The sequence below is a fragment of the Janthinobacterium psychrotolerans genome (genome assembly GCF_001677885.1).
Taxonomy (GTDB): domain Bacteria; phylum Pseudomonadota; class Gammaproteobacteria; order Burkholderiales; family Burkholderiaceae_D; genus Janthinobacterium; species Janthinobacterium psychrotolerans.
Genome location: NZ_LOCQ01000060.1, coordinates 343,120 through 358,187 on the forward strand (window position 1 = coordinate 343,120; position 15,068 = coordinate 358,187).

At 64.2% G+C, this 15,068-nt stretch carries 11 protein-coding genes and 1 pseudogene; 5 read left to right on the forward strand and 7 right to left on the reverse strand.

Features of this window, described 5'->3' with window-relative positions; all coding sequences use genetic code 11:
• The first annotated feature begins 22 nt into the window (after window positions 1–22).
• The gene (gene dnaE, locus ASR47_RS21720; protein WP_065309861.1) at window positions 23–3,571 is read left to right on the forward strand and encodes a DNA polymerase III subunit alpha; all 3,549 of its coding nucleotides are present in this window, start codon (window positions 23–25) and stop codon (window positions 3,569–3,571) included.
• A gap of 66 nt (window positions 3,572–3,637) precedes the next feature.
• Here the strand turns inward: dnaE and ASR47_RS21725 are convergent, their stop codons facing one another.
• The 4 genes from ASR47_RS21725 to ASR47_RS21740 all read right to left on the reverse strand — a co-directional run bounded on the left by ASR47_RS21725 (window position 3,638) and on the right by ASR47_RS21740 (window position 6,552).
• Window positions 3,638–3,868, reverse strand: coding sequence for a DUF6139 family protein (locus tag ASR47_RS21725; protein WP_065309862.1), 231 nt, complete (start codon window positions 3,866–3,868; stop codon window positions 3,638–3,640).
• Window positions 3,869–4,054: 186 nt separating this feature from the next.
• Window positions 4,055–5,041: a DUF535 family protein gene (locus tag ASR47_RS21730; protein WP_065309863.1), complete on the reverse strand. Its 987-nt coding sequence runs from the start codon at window positions 5,039–5,041 to the stop codon at window positions 4,055–4,057.
• A 41-nt stretch (window positions 5,042–5,082) separates the two neighbouring features.
• Entirely contained in the window at window positions 5,083–5,631 is a 549-nt protein-coding gene (locus tag ASR47_RS21735; RefSeq protein WP_150127915.1) for a universal stress protein, read from the reverse strand.
• Window positions 5,632–5,733: 102 nt separating this feature from the next.
• Window positions 5,734–6,552 carry a MipA/OmpV family protein gene (locus tag ASR47_RS21740; protein WP_065309865.1) on the reverse strand — a complete coding sequence of 273 codons (819 nt, stop codon included), beginning with the start codon at window positions 6,550–6,552 and terminating at the stop codon, window positions 5,734–5,736.
• A 167-nt stretch (window positions 6,553–6,719) separates the two neighbouring features.
• Here ASR47_RS21740 and ASR47_RS21745 point away from each other — a divergent pair, with 167 nt between their 5' ends.
• The 4 genes from ASR47_RS21745 (at window position 6,720) to ASR47_RS21760 (ending at window position 11,084) form a co-directional block, all read left to right on the forward strand.
• Window positions 6,720–7,385, forward strand: coding sequence for a response regulator (locus ASR47_RS21745; RefSeq protein ID WP_065309866.1), 666 nt, complete (start codon window positions 6,720–6,722; stop codon window positions 7,383–7,385).
• Window positions 7,382–8,794, forward strand: coding sequence for a sensor histidine kinase (locus tag ASR47_RS21750; RefSeq protein WP_065309867.1), 1,413 nt, complete (start codon window positions 7,382–7,384; stop codon window positions 8,792–8,794). Before ASR47_RS21745 ends, ASR47_RS21750 begins: the two co-directional genes overlap by 4 nt.
• A gap of 95 nt (window positions 8,795–8,889) precedes the next feature.
• Window positions 8,890–10,479: an ATP-binding protein gene (locus tag ASR47_RS21755; RefSeq protein WP_065309868.1), complete on the forward strand. Its 1,590-nt coding sequence runs from the start codon at window positions 8,890–8,892 to the stop codon at window positions 10,477–10,479.
• Window positions 10,476–11,084, forward strand: a complete 609-nt coding sequence (locus ASR47_RS21760; RefSeq protein WP_065309869.1) for a response regulator transcription factor — start codon at window positions 10,476–10,478, stop codon at window positions 11,082–11,084. Before ASR47_RS21755 ends, ASR47_RS21760 begins: the two co-directional genes overlap by 4 nt.
• A gap of 10 nt (window positions 11,085–11,094) precedes the next feature.
• Here ASR47_RS21760 and ASR47_RS21765 read toward each other — a convergent pair whose 3' ends face one another.
• The 3 genes and pseudogenes from ASR47_RS21765 to ASR47_RS21775 form a co-directional block, all read right to left on the reverse strand.
• Entirely contained in the window at window positions 11,095–12,195 is a 1,101-nt protein-coding gene (locus ASR47_RS21765; RefSeq protein ID WP_082989086.1) for a glycosyltransferase family 9 protein, read from the reverse strand.
• Between the two features lie 144 nt (window positions 12,196–12,339).
• A complete protein-coding gene (locus ASR47_RS21770) occupies window positions 12,340–13,503 on the reverse strand; it encodes an O-antigen ligase family protein (RefSeq protein ID WP_171899011.1) in 1,164 nt (387 codons plus the stop codon).
• A gap of 305 nt (window positions 13,504–13,808) precedes the next feature.
• Window positions 13,809–15,047, reverse strand: a pseudogene (locus tag ASR47_RS21775) (malic enzyme-like NAD(P)-binding protein); the annotation flags it as partial.
• Window positions 15,048–15,068: the final 21 nt, after the last annotated feature.

Here is a 15,068-nt window from a genome sequence, read left to right on the forward strand (position 1 = left end):
TTTGCACGATGGGTACACAAAGATGGAAATGGTAATGCAAGAGGCCGCTACTGCGGCAGTGTCGCGTCCGGCCGCGCGAGGCCCCGGATTTGTCCATTTGCGCGTGCACTCGGAGTACTCGATCGTCGACGGCCTGGTGCGTATCGACGACATGGTGGGCGCCGCCGCCAGGGACAAGCAGGCGGCGCTGGCCGTCACCGACCTGTCGAACCTGTTCGGCATGGTGAAGTTCTACAAGGCCGCGCGCGGCAAGGGCATCAAGCCCGTGATCGGCGTCGATGTGTGGATTAGCAACGACGACAACCGTGAAAAGCCGTCGCGCCTGCTGCTGCTGGCAAAAAATCGCATGGGCTATCTGCAGCTGTGCGAACTGCTGTCGACCGCCTGGCTGACCAATCAGTACAAGGGCCGCGCCGAAGTGCGCATCGAATGGCTGCAGGCGCTGGCCAGCAATACGTATGACTTATACCCGGGTGAAAGCGCGGCCAACGGCCTGATCGTGTTGTCGGGCGCGCATTTTGGCGACGTCGGCATCGCGATTGAAAACGGCAACCTGGCGTTGGCGGAACGCAACGCCCAGCGCTGGGCCGAGATTTTTCCTGGCCATTTTTATATCGAAATCCAGCGCGGCGGCCAGGCCAACCAGGAAGCGCAGGTGCGCCATGCGGTGGCGCTGGCGTCCAAGCTGGGCTTGCCGGTGGTGGCCACGCATCCGGTGCAGTTCATTTCGCCCGAAGAATTCATTGCCCACGAAGCACGTACCTGTATCGCCGAAGGCGAGATGCTGGCCAACGCCAAGCGCGTGAAACGCTTCAACGACAGCCAGCGCTTCATGTCGCAGGCCGAAATGGCCGAACTGTTCGCCGACCTGCCGGCCGCGCTGGCCAACTCGGTCGAGATCGCCAAGCGCTGCAACCTGACCCTAACCCTGGGCAAGCCGCAACTGCCGAATTTCCCCACGCCGCCAGGCATGACGATCGACGAATTTTTGGTCGCCGAATCGCAGGCGGGCCTGGAAAAGCGCCTGCTGCAGCTGTATCCGAACGAAGAGCGGCGCGAGAAGGAACGCCCGCGCTACGAGGCGCGGCTGAAATTCGAGACCGATACCATCTGCAACATGAAGTTCCCCGGCTACTTTCTGATCGTGGCCGAGTTCATTCAATGGGCCAAGGAAAACGGCGTGCCGGTGGGCCCTGGCCGCGGTTCGGGCGCCGGTTCCCTGGTCGCCTATTCGCTGTTGATTACCGACCTCGACCCATTGCAGTACAACCTGCTGTTCGAACGCTTCCTGAATCCCGAACGCGTCTCGATGCCCGACTTCGATATCGACTTTTGCCAGGAAGGGCGCGACCGCGTCATCCAGCACGTCAAGGACTTGTACGGCAAGGAGGCGGTCTCGCAGATCGCCACCTTCGGTACCATGGCGGCCAAGGGCGCGATCCGCGACGTCGGCCGCGTGATGGACTTCGGCTATAACTTCTGCGACGGCATCTCGAAATTGATTCCGTTCAAGCCGGGCAAACCGGTCAGCATCGCCGACGCCATCGAAGAGGAACCACTGCTCAAGGAGCGCCAGGAAAACGAGGAAGAGGTCAAGCAGCTGCTGGAGCTGGCCCAGCAGGTCGAGGGCATCACGCGCAATATCGGCATGCACGCCGGCGGCGTGCTCATTGCCCCTGGAAAACTGACCGACTTCTGCCCGCTGTACACGCAGGGCGGCGACTCGGGCGTGGTGTCGCAGTACGACAAGGATGACGTCGAGGCCGTCGGCCTGGTCAAGTTCGATTTTCTGGGCCTGACCACGTTGACCATTCTTGACCGCGCGGTGCGCTATATCAAGCAGCTCGATCCGGCCCAGGCCAACTTCGACCTGGCGACCTTGCCGCTGAACGACAAGCCGTCCTACGATTTGCTGACCAAGGCCAAGACCGTGGCCGTGTTCCAGCTCGAGTCGCGCGGCATGCAGGGCATGCTGAAAGACGCGCGTCCCGACCGTTTCGAAGACATTATCGCGCTCGTCGCCCTGTATCGTCCGGGTCCGATGGACCTGATTCCCGACTTCTGCAAGCGCAAGCACGGCGAGCGCTTCGACTATCCCGATCCGCGCACCGAATCGATTCTGTCCGAAACCTACGGCATCATGGTGTACCAGGAGCAGGTGATGCAGATGGCGCAGATCGTCGGCGGCTACTCGCTGGGCGGCGCCGACATGTTGCGCCGCGCGATGGGTAAAAAGAAGGCCGAGGAGATGGCCGAGCACCGCGAGATCTTCCGCGCCGGTGCGGCGAAAGACGGCTTGACGGCCGAAAAAGCCGACGAGATCTTCGACTTGATGGAAAAGTTCGCCGGCTACGGTTTCAACAAATCGCACGCCGCCGCCTACGCCTTGCTGTCCTACCACACGGCTTACCTGAAGGCGCACCATACGGCCGCCTTCATGGCCGCCAACTTGTCGCTGGCGATGGACGACACCGACAAGATCAAGATCCTGGTGGAAGACTCGCTGGACATCTGCAAGCTGACCTTGTTGCCGCCCGATATCAATGAATCCGATTACCGTTTTACGCCGAGCGGCGAAGCGCCGTCGGTGAGCGGCAAGAAGGTCACGCAGATCCGCTATGGCCTGGGCGCCGTGAAAGGCTCGGGCCAGAATGCGATCGAGGCGATCATCGCCGCGCGCACGGCCGGCGGGCCGTTTACCAGCCTGTTCGATTTCTGCAAGCGGGTCGATAAAAAGCAGATCAACCGCCGCACCATCGAGTCCCTGATCCGCAGCGGCGCCTTCGACTGCCTGAAGGTCGACCGCGCCATTCTGCTCGCCTCGGTGGCGTTCGCCATGGAATGCGCCGACCAGGCCGCGAAGGCGGCCAACCAGGTCAGCCTGTTCGGTGGCGACGACAGCGACATGGTGGCGCCGCCCGAGTACGTCAAGGCGCAGCCGTGGACCGACAAGCAGCGCCTGACGGAAGAAAAGATCGCACTGGGCTTCTATTTGTCCGGCCACCTGTTCGATTCCTACGCGCCCGAAGCGCGCCGCTTTGCCCGCACCAAATTGTCGGACCTGTCGCCGTCGCGCGAGCCGCGCATGATGGCCGGCGTCATCACGGGACTGCGCACGCAGATGACGCAGCGCGGCAAGATCGTCATTGTCACGCTGGACGACAAGAGCGCCACGGTGGAGGTGACGGTGTACAGCGAATTGTTTGAGCAGAACAAGAAGATCTTCAAGGAAGATGAGTTCCTGGCGGTGGTGGGCAAGGTGTCGGAAGACCGTTTTTCGGGCGGCTTGCGCATCATGGCCGAGAGCGCTTTCGACATTATCTCGGCGCGCGTGCAATATGGCCGCCAGCTGGGCTTGAGCCTGCCGACCACGCTCGACGCGCGCCGCATCCGCGACGTCCTGACGCCGTACCGTACCCAGGACGGCCTGCCGATCGCCGCCAAGGTCAGCCCGCAAGGCGTCAGTTGCGTGCTGCAGTTTGGCGACGAGTGGCGGGTCGCGCCATCGGACGAATTGCAGACGGCGCTGGTGCGGGAGCTGGGGGCGAAGGAAGTGGAAGTGGAATACTGAGGCGCTCTTGAGCCTTGGACGAAAAAAAGCCAGGCCGCAGGCCTGGCTTTTTTCTACAGCGAAACTTTACATGTCCTTGAGGCTGGTGATCGCGTAGCCCTTGGCGGCGATCTGCTGCAGCGGATGTTCGATATGGTAGTCGGGCAAAGCCTGGGCATCGTCGGCGACTTCGCTGGCCCGGGTTTCCAGTTGCCAGTCGGTGCTCGTGACTTCTTCGGGAATGATCTTTCCTTCCGGTACGGCGAGATAGGAAAAAATGCCATCGTGTTCGGCTCGACGGTAGATATCGACGCGCATAACTGCCTCCTTGTAAGCGTTGGGGAAAAACGGCGCACCTGCGTGCCAGCCGATATTGTTAGCGTAACAGGAATGCAGGGAGCATGCTTTTTGTCTGCGTGCTGCGGCGGGCACGGTGGCCTGTGGGCGAAGCTGGTGGCGTTGCTGGGCGCGGGGGCGGGGCGCCGGGCTGGCCGGGGAAGGGACTCAGGCGACGGCGGCGGCCGGCGCGAGTTGGTGCAGAGAATCGTTGGCGGCGGGGGCGACGCCGGGCAGGGCAGACGCTACGCTGTGGTTGTCGAGGCCGCTACACAGGCTGGCGCTCATGGCCACGGTCAGTTCATGGCGCTTGCGCGCCTCCGAGCGCTTTTTCGAGGCGATCTCTTCAAGCATCAGCGGTGGCAGGTTTTCGCATGGCAGGTCGAAATCGCCATCGCCGCGCTGCCGGGCGCCCAGTTCTTGCCAGACACTGTCGTAGTCGGCCATCAGGCGGCCATATTTCTTTGCCGAATGGTGCACCGTGCGATTGTCATTGCCGACCAAAATCATGTTGCGGCAGCCGTGTTCCCAGGCCAGCTGGCGCACCAGTCGCAGCATCAGGAACTTGGGGCGCATGCCGTGCAGGTCGCGCGTGGCCTCGCGCACGCGGCGCAAGCTTTCCTCGCCCTTGGGGCCTTGCAGACAGCCGATGCGTACGCCCAATTCCATCGGTGCGCGCGTGCGGCAGCCGAAAAAGGTAAACACCACCGCATACAGCATCTCGCCGCCGTGCACCAGTTGCAGCACCATTTCGCCTTCGCGGTCCATGCGCGACAGCGACGTCAGATGCAGGTGGTACAGCTCGCCGGACTTGCCCGGAACCGATCCCAGCAGCACCGGCTGGTGGGCCGCGTCCACCATCAGCTTGCCCCAGCCCTGTTGCAGGATAAAGCGGTAATGGTCCACCAGCAAGGCCACGCGCTGACTGCAGGACAGGGTTTTGCTCAGGTAGTGGCGGTACACCTTGTGCATCATGCGTGGATAGGCCCGCAGCAATTCCGGGAACACGGGATGGGAATTGAGCAGTTGCAGCCAGACGCGCGTCTCGCGCCGCTGCAGGCTGGCCCGCAGTTTCAGCTTGAGCAGCTCGCGCAGGCGCGCCAGTCCGGGCGGCATATTGGTCAGGCCGGCATAGAGGGTAATTGCTGGTGTCATGGACAGTCCGTGGGTAAAGGGTAGAGAACGGCAGGAAAGTGTCAGGCCACGGCCGGGACGCCGAAGCCATCGGCGTCGGCCAGCAGCACGGTGGCGCTGCGCGTGGCACGCGCCAGCTTGTGCGCCAGGCGGTCGGCAAAGTGACGCTGCCAGGGGCTGGTTTTGAGCGCCGGCAAGACGATTTCATGGCAGCCCAGCAGTTCGGCCGTATCGAGGATGGTAAACAGGCGTTCACCGGAGAAAATATGGGTGCTGAACGAAAGACCCGAGCGGCTCAGGTACAGGCCCGCTTCGCACATCAGTTGCGCGGCGGCTGCGCCGCTGTCGACCTGGTGGACGGTGCCGTCGGCATGCTGCGCCAGCGGCGGCGTCACATGCAGCAGGTTGACATGGACTTCGATGCCCCATTCGCGCAAGCGCCTGGCGTAGCGCGCGCCGTAGACGATATCGCTGACGCGCTTGACCGGCAGCAGCAGTTGCAAAGTCGCCGCCTGCTCCGTGCCTGGCGCCCGAGCCGTACTCGTTGCCCGCTCGCCGCCGCGCTCGCCGCCATGCGCATGGCGTGGGAAAACAGGATGTGCAGCTTGCATGGATGGGGGCCGTTGTCAGGAAAACGACCCCATCTTAGCCAGCGCCATGACCGCTGTAAATTGGCGAAATGGCGTACGGGTTTCCCTTATAAAAAGAGATTTTCAGTAGCGGTAGGTGGCGTAAATAGCACCGATCGGCGCATTCCTGCGCTGCACGATGGGGCTTTTGGCGGCGTCGCCCAGGCGCCGTTCCACGCCCAGCACCGTATTGACGCCCCAGTGCGCGTCGATGCGGTGTTCCCAGCTGACGCTGGCCTGCGCTTCATAAAAGCCGCCCTTGGGTGTGTACTGGCGAAATGCCGTCCTGGCCGCCTGGGCCTGTGTCACGCCATACATGGTCTGCAGGTATTTCTTTTCGCCCCAGCTCGTTTGCACGCCCAGGCTGACGCTGTCCTGCGGCACGCCCCGGCTGTCGTTGCGGCTGTAGACCTGGCCGCTGGCGCCCAGCTGCACGGTGGCGCCGTTCTCGCGGTGGTTGAGCGGGATATCGCTGGCCACGCTCAGCTGCACGCCGGGCACGGGCGAATAGCCGAGGTTCAGCAAGGCGCTGGCATTGCTTTCGACCTTGCCCATGCCCTTCAGATAGTCGCTGCCGGCCAGGCCGCGCAAGCCGCTGCGCTGGTGGTCGGCCCGCTCGCCACGGTAGCCCAGCGCGGCGCTGTAGCTGAGCGGGCCGGCCTGGCCGCCATAGCCGAGGCCGCGCATGGTGCTGGCAAAAAAGCCGTTTGCCATGTTGTAGTCGAGCACGACGATGGGCATGGCCTTTGTCCTGTCGTCGCCCGCGTAGGGGCTGCCGGCGGCGACGCCGGCGCCGACGGTCAGTACGTTGCCGCTGGTATTGCCGGCACTATCGTCGGCCGCCAGCGCGGACAGGGGCAGGCACAGCAGGCCGGCCATGGCCAGCAGGGTGGATGATTGCATGGTGTTTCCTTCAGGTGGAGAACCGAGTCCCGTATGGCTCGATTGACAGTGTTTAGTATGTAACATTGCCTCGAAGTAAAGCTAAGCCTTGCCTGAGGATTGCATGAAGATTGCATGAACCGCCTTTCTTTACCTGTTCTTCAGCTTGCGGTGGTTTAATACGCAGCATGAAAATATTGCTGATTGAAGACGACATGGACCTGGGCAATGGTGTGCGCATCGCCTTGCGCGACCAGGGCATGCAGGTGGTGTGGGTGCGCACCCTTGACGATGCGGCGCGCAGCATCGAGCACGACAGCTGCGAACTGGTGCTGCTGGACCTGGGCCTGCCCGATGGCGACGGCCTCGATCTGCTGGCCCGGCTGCGCGCGGCGCGCCTGCCGGTACTGATCCTCAGCGCGCGTGATACTGTCGAGCAACGCTTGCGCGGCCTCGACGGCGGCGCCGACGATTACCTGGTGAAACCGTTCGTGCTGGCCGAGCTGCTGTCGCGCGTGCGCGCGCTGGCGCGCCGCAGCTACGGCTTTGACGGCGACACCATCGAGCTGCGCGGCCTGCTGCTGCAGGTGCCCACGCGCAGGGTCAGCGTGCAGGGGCGCCCGGTGGAACTGACGGCCAGCGAATACGCCTTGCTGAAAACCTTGCTGATGCGCGCCAACCGCGTCATCACGCGCCGCGTGCTGGAAGAGCATATCCTGCCCGGCGGCCTGGCCAATGCCAGCAATACGCTCGACGTGCATATGGGTAACTTGCGCCGCAAGATAGGCGAGGGCTATATCCGCACCGTGCGCGGGGTCGGCTATGTAATCGACCAGCAGGGCGAGGCGCCATGACGCCGGCAAGCGAGCTGTTGCGGCGCTGCTGGCAGATGATCAGCCGGCCGACCCTGGTACGCCGCCTGATGCTGGCGCAGGCGCTGATGCTGAGCGTGGTGTGGAGCCTGGCGGTGGCTTTCGTGATGATCGACGGCACCGACGAAGACAGCAGCATCAGCCATGGCGTGCTGCGCGCGATCGCCACCGTGGCCGACAACCTGGCCGACCAGCCGCAGCGCCAGCATGACAGCCTGCGCGCGATGGACGAGGCGCTGCGCGAAGACTTTGCATCGGGCGACATGCCCGAGCTGGCGCCGCGCACCCTGGTCTGGCGCGACGGCCAGCTGATTTACCGCTCGGTCGATGCGCCGGCAGGCATCCGCAGCGCCGGTCCGGTCGACGCCGAAATGCTCGACATCAAGGGCCAGGTGTGGCGTACGCGCACCGTGGTCGAGGGCGCCACGCGCGTCACCATCCTGGAAGCGGCTGGGCCGTGGCAGTTTTTCATCACCATCAATTCGCGCGGCTATTATCTGCTGCCCTTGTTGATCGGCCTGCCATTCCTGCTGTTGCCGGCCTGGCTGTCGATCCGCCTGGCCATGCGGCCTTGGCGCAAGGTGGCGCAGGAAGTATCGGCGCGCGGTCCGCGCGACCTGCGCCCGCTGGTTTTCAAGCCGCCGCATGGCGAACTGGCGTCGCTGGTCGACAGCATCAACGCCTTGCTGCAGCGGGTCGACACCAGCGCCGCGCGCGAACGCAGCTTTATCGCCGACGCCACGCACGAGTTGCGCACGCCGCTGGCGGCGATGCGCATCAATGTCGAGGCCCTGCAGCGGCAGGCGCACGATCCGCGCCAGCAGGAACTGCTCGACGGCATCCTGAACAGCAACAGCCGTGCGGCGCGCCTGGTGGGGCAGTTGCTGCAGCTCACGCGCAGCGAAGTCCAGGCCGAAGCGGGCCAGCAAGCCACTTCGCAGGCACTCGATGCTTTGTTGCAAGACCGGCTGGCGGCCCTGTCCGGCCTGGCCCAGGCGAACGGCATCGAACTCGAATTGCAGGCCGCCGTGCCCTTGTGCGTGCCGGGCCAGCGCGAGAGCCTGGTGTCGCTGATCGACAACCTGGTCGAAAACGCCATCAAGTACAGTCCGCGCGGCGCCAGCGTGACGGTGTCGCTGCATGCGCAGGGCGGGCAGGCGGTGCTGCATGTGGCCGACCAGGGGCCGGGCATTCCCACCGCCCTGCATGGGCGGGTGTTCGACCGTTTCTTTCGTGCCCCCCAGCAAAACCAGCCTGGTAGCGGTCTGGGCTTGTCCATCGTGGCCACGGTGGTGGCGCGGCATGGCGGCAGCATTGCGCTGCACCAGGCTGACGGCGGCCAGGGCTTGCTGGTGGAAGTGTGCCTGCCACTGGCCGCAAGGCCGGCATGAATTGCACAAGATGCATTGTTTATGCTTGAAATGCAACATTTTATGGCGCTGCACGCCATCCCGATGCATAATGCGGAACGTTAAAAAACACCGTCATGCGTCCATCCCTGTCCCGCTATCTGCAGTATCCCGCCTTTGTCGGCCTGTACCTGCTGTTTGACTGGGCCACCTACATCGATCCGATGTATGGCCTGAACATCACGCCCTGGAATCCCGATCCCGCGCTGGGCCTGGTGTTCTGGCTGATCCACGGCCGCAAGGCGGCGCTGCCCTGGTTTGTCGCCCTGATGAGCGCCGAAGTGCTGGTGCGCGGCATGCCGGCCGGCCTGTCCCTGACCCTGCTCTGTTCGGCCTGGCTGGTGCTTGGCTATGGCGCCATCGGCGCGGCGCTGCGCCGCCGTTTCAGCAGCAGCAATATGTTCGACAACCGGCGCCGCTTGCTGACCTGGGCCGCCATCGTCATGGCCGGCACCCTGTTCAATGCCGTCGGCTACATGTCGCTGCTGTCGCTGACGGGGCGCATCCCGGACGGCGAATGGGCGACGGCGCTGCTGCGCTTCGGCGTCGGCGACACGGTGGGCATGCTGGTATCGATGCCGCTGATCTGGGTGCTGGTCAGCGAGCGTGGCCGAGAACGCCTGCGCAACGCTGTCTGGCGCTGGGAAACCCTGGCTTACCTGGCGCTGGGTGGCTTCGTGCTGTGGAGCGTGTTCGGCTCCATCCTGCGCTGCGACTACAAGCATTTCTATTTCCTGTTCCTGCCGGTGATCTGGGCCGCCTCGCGCCAGGGCCTGCAGGGCGCCGTGCTGGCCGTGTTTGCCTTGCAGCTGTGCATCATTACCCTTGTGAAATGGTCGCATGCGGTACATATCCAGTTTTATGAATTGCAATTGCTCGACGCCATGCTGGCGCTGGTGGGCTTTTTTATCGGCATCGTGGTCGACGAAGTGCGCCAGGTGTCGCATGAACTCAAGCACACGATGCGCCTGGCCGCCGCCGGTGAAATGGCGGCCGCCCTGGCGCACGAACTGAACCAGCCGCTGACGGCGCTGTCGACCTATGGCAAGGCCTGCGAATACCTGCTGGAACGCGGCGAAAGCGGCCCGCTGCTGCAAAACGCCATCGGCCACATGATCGTCGAATCGGGCCGCGCGGCCGAAGTGGTGCGCCGCCTGCGCGACTTTTTCCGTACCGGCGCGATGCAGCTTGAAGTGGTCGAGGCCAGCGCGCTGATCGCCGGCATTGCGCGCCAGTTCACGCCGCAGTTTCACGAACACGGCATCGAACTGGTGCTGGCGCCACCGCAGCCGCTGGCCATCAACGCCGACCGGCTGCAACTGGAACTGGTGCTGCGCAACCTGCTGGCCAATGCCCAGGATGCGGTACTGGGCCAGCCGCGCGGCCGGCGCCGCATTACCTTGCGCGCCGAGCGCCTCGATGGCGGCCGGCTGCGCCTGTCGGTGGAAGACAGCGGACCCGGCATTTCCAGCAGCCTGGCGTCGCGCCTGTTCGAGCCGTTTGTATCGAGCAAGGCCAGTGGCCTGGGCCTGGGACTGGTGCTGAGCCGCAGTATTGTCGAGGCGCATGGCGGCCAGCTGTGGGCCGAGGTCGGCAGCCACGGTATTTTTCGTTTTGTCCTGCCGCTGGCGCGCGCCGCCGCGACATCGCCCGGAGAGCAGCAATGAGCAGCAGCCTGACCGTCTTTATCGTCGATGACGATCCCGCCGTGCGCGATGCGCTGGGCCTGCTGCTGGGCGTGCGCGGCTTTCGTACCGCGCTGTTTTCCTGCGCCGAGGATTTTTTGCAAGGCTGGCAGCGCGCCTGGGCCGGTTGCGTGCTGATCGATATCCGCATGTCGGGCATGGACGGCCTTTCGCTGCAGCGCCGGCTGCTGGAACTGGGCTGCCTGCTGCCGGTGATTATCGTTACCGGCCACGGCGACGTGGCGCTGGCGCGCCAGGCCTTCAAGGCGCAGGCGAGCGATTTCCTGGAAAAGCCGTTCGACCACGACAAGCTGATGGTGGCCATCGAGGAAGCGTTTTCGCGCGAGGCGGCCACGCGCGGCCAGTTGCGGCGCCGGCAGGAAGGGCTGGACGCCCTGGCCACCCTGACGCCGCGCGAACGCGAAGTGATGCAACTGGTGGTGACCGGCCGCCATAACCGCGATATCGCCCCGGCGCTGGGCATCTCGGTGCGGACCGTGGAAGTGCACAAGGCGCGCCTGATGGACAAGCTGGCGGTCGACAATGTGGCCGACCTGGTACGCATCAGCATGCTGGGCAGCGGCTAATCCTGCGGTTTTACCGTATCGCCTGCAACACTTGCTCGACCGTGATCGCATCGACCCAGTCGTTGCGTCTGGCCACTGTCAGCACGGTGCTGTTGGCGCTGTCGAATGGCGCCCATTCCGGGTTCTTCTTGCGCATCAGCGCCACCACCGGCACATGCACGGCATTGGCCAGGTGCATGATCGACGTCTCCACCGAAATGATCAGGTCGCATTGCGCCAGCATGGCCGGCAGCTGGAAGAAATTGTCGACCGCGCTGAAAGCGTGCGTGCGGGCCAGGCCGGCGGCGGCCACGGCGGCGTTGACCTTGGCCAGGTCATGCGGCATGGCGTTGATCAGGAAACAGGCGCCGGCCCATTTGGGCTGCTGCTGCATGCGCTTGATCAGTTCGCTGATGCGCTCCAGGGGCCAGCCGCGCTTGTGCGACTTGGCAAACGGGTTGAGCAGCACCAGCGGCCCCTGGCGCTGGTCGAAGCCCCAGGCGGCCAGCTGCTGCCGTGCCTGTTGCAAGGCCTCTTCCGGCAGGTGCACATAGGGGTAGCGGTCGGCCAGGGCTATCTCCAGCCCCGTCAGCTGGCGGAACCAGTCCGCATAGACGGCGCTGATATGGTGTTCGCCCGCATCCTGGCCCGCGTAGGGCGTGAGCAGGGCGTCGAGCTTGCGGTAGGCAAAATAGTGCATCGGCCGCAGGATGGTCACGCGCTTGCGCATGCCGATCACCAGGCCGTCCGGGCTGATGTCGCGCGCCAGGTGGGCGTAGCGCTGCGGGCGGATATGCGCCAGCGACACCACCACCGGGTAATGTTCGGCCTGCGCCTCGCGCACGCTTTCCTGGTACAGCGCCGGGCTGTAGGTCTTGCGGTAGACCTTGGCGAACAGGCCCGATTGCTCGACCCAGTCATACAGCGAATAGGTGCGCAGGCTTTCCCATTGCGCCGCGTCGTCGGTGCGCCGCACTTCATCGATCCACAGGTGGATCTTCAGGTGCGGGTAGGCGGCGGCAAAGGCGCGAAAGCCGTTCTGCATATAGGTATAGTCTCCCAGCGCCAGGTGGGCGACAAAGAGGATCTTGTCCGACTTGGCGAGCAGTGCGGCGGGGATCAGTGGGGTCATGGTGCGGTGCGGTGTGATGGAGTGAATCGGGCAAGCCATGCCGCTGGCGTCATGCGATGGCTGTAACTGGCGGTATTGCCGATGGGACAATACCACGACTCGGTGCGCACACTCAATGGGGGAAGCGCCGATGCGCCCCACTCATCAGGCGCCGCGCTGGGCATGGCGCAGCAGCGCCCACTGCATGGCCATCGGAAACACCAGCATGATGATGCCGATATTCAGGGTGAGCGAACTGGTGGTCATGCCGAAGATGATATAGCAGACGCACAGCACCACGCCGCCCAGCGCATATGGGTGGGCGGTGGCCGCGCCATGGCGCAGCGCGCGGCCAAACAGGTACAAGGGCAGCAGGAACAGGCCGAACAGCGCCAGCAGGCCGATCACGCCGCGCTTGACGAGCACGTCGAGATAGTCGTTGTGGGCATTCGTGGCTTCGCTGGTGTCGGGCCCCATCTTGCCCTCCCTGACCCATTGCTTCTTCTCGTCCAGGTAACCGTTGCGCCCGATGCCCAGCAAGGGATGCTCGGTCGACAGCAGCAGTGCCGTGTGCCACGCTTCGAAGCGCTGGCCGATCGAGGTGGTGGCATTGGCGGGGTCGTTCATTTTTTCCACTTCCGTCACGGCCATGGCGGCGCGTTCGCGGATCGGCGAATGCGGCACGTAATAGGCAGTGACCATCAGCAAGGCCATGGTTGACAAGGTGATGACCAGGTAGCGCTTGCCATGCGCGCGGGCATTGTGCATGGCGATGATCAGCACGCACACCGGCAAGGCGATCCAGCCGCCGCGGCTGCCGCTGAGGATGGAACCGAACACGCCGGCCAGGCAGCCGGCCAGCAGCAAGGCGCACCAGGCCAGGGCGCGCCGCTGGGTCCTGGCCCACTCCAGGCCGGCCAGCGACAACATGCCCAGCAGCATGCTGACATTGCCGTAATGAATGGCATTGCTGGTCGAGCCTTGCGGGCGCACCATGTCCTGCATTGTGAATTGCCACAGCGCCAGCGCGGCGCCGGCGATCGCGCCCACCGCCACGCCGCCCCACCAGGCTGCCGGCCGCGGCGGATACGCCAGCAGCAGCAGCAGCACCGGCACCACCAGCAGGGCGCGCAGCGGCATGTCGAATTCGCGCCCCGGATCGCCGTGATACGCCATGTTGGCGACCAGCACCGAGAAATACGCCAGCAGCACGGCGATCAGCGTCCAGTCCTGGCGTTGCAATCCCAGCCGGGGACGTTTCCACGACAGGCAGGCACTGCTCAGCAGCAATCCAACCGCACCGAACGAATAGCCGCTGTCAACGGACACCGACAAGGCTGAAAAAAGAAAAACGCAGACAGAAGTTAAACGCAGCATCGCAAGTTCCTGGACATCCGGGTGAAAAGGTGGTTACTGTAACAACAACACGGGAGGCGCCATTGTAGACGAAAGCGCTGCGTTGAAACGGCGTGCGCAGCTTGCCAAAGCGCTACCATTTGACGTTTTCCCTCTGGCAGAACGCAAAAAACCATGGCGGGCACCATGGTTCTTTTTTGTAAGCAATAGTAACCTGCCACAATGCCGACATGGCAGGCCGCTGGCCGCCCTGTCAGAGCAGCTTATTTTGCCGGCGCGCGCGTGGCCACGCCGCTGTCGATCGCCGCTTGGGACACGGCTGGCGCGACCCAGCTGCGCAGGCGCTCGTCGAATGGCGACGGAATCAGTTGCAGCGGGCTCAAGGCGCTGCTCTCGTGGCCTGGCAGCGGCTCCTTGGCCAGCGCGGCGATGGCGCGCACGCAGGCCAGCTTCATCTCTTCATTGATGGTGGTGGCGCCCACGTCGAGCGCGCCACGGAAGATGTAGGGGAAGCACAGCACGTTGTTGATCTGGTTCGGGTAATCCGAGCGGCCGGTGGCGACGATGGCGTCGTCGCGCACGGCGTGCACTTTTTCCGGCGCGATTTCCGGATGCGGATTGGCCAGGGCGAAGATCAAGGGCCTGGCGGCCATCGCTTCGACCATCTGCGCGCTGACCACGCCACCTTTGGACACACCAATGAAAATGTCGGCGCCGACCATGGCGTCGGCCAGGTCGCGGTCGCTGGTGTCATTGGCGTAGCGCGCCTTGTTCTCTTCCATGTTGGCGTCGCGGCCCGGGTAGATCACGCCCTGGCTGTCGCACACTTTCAGCAGCGACTTGTTCAGGCCCAGCGAGACCAGCAGGTCCAGGCAGGCGATCGAGGCCGCGCCGGCGCCCGAGACGGCGACCTTGACGTTGCCGATATCCTTGCCGACCAGTTCCAGGCCGTTCAGGATGCCGGCGGCAACGATGATGGCGGTGCCGTGCTGGTCGTCATGGAAGACGGGGATGTTCATGCGCTTGCGCAGTTGCTGCTCGATATAAAAGCAGTCCGGCGCCTTGATGTCTTCCAGGTTGATGCCGCCGAAGGTCGGCTCCATGCGCACCACGGTGTCGATGAACAGGTCGGGGTCGTTCTCGGCCAGTTCGATGTCGAACACGTCGACATCGGCGAACTGCTTGAACAGGCAGGCCTTGCCTTCCATCACCGGTTTGCTGGCCAGCGGGCCGATATCGCCCAGGCCCAGCACGGCGGTGCCGTTGGTGATCACGGCCACCAGGTTGCTGCGCGAGGTGTATATGCCGGCCGAACGCGGATCTTCCACGATGGCTTCGCAAGCAAACGCCACGCCCGGCGAATACGCCAGGGTCAGGGCGCGGGCGTCGCCCAGCGGTTTGGTGGGGGTGACGGAAATCTTGCCGGCGCGCGGCTCGGCGTGATAGGCGAGGGCGGCTTCTTTCAGGTTGAAGGCTTCGCCGTTCTGTTCGGCGTGCTTGCTTTGGGCAGTAGACATAAGAATTCTCGGAGGGCCAGG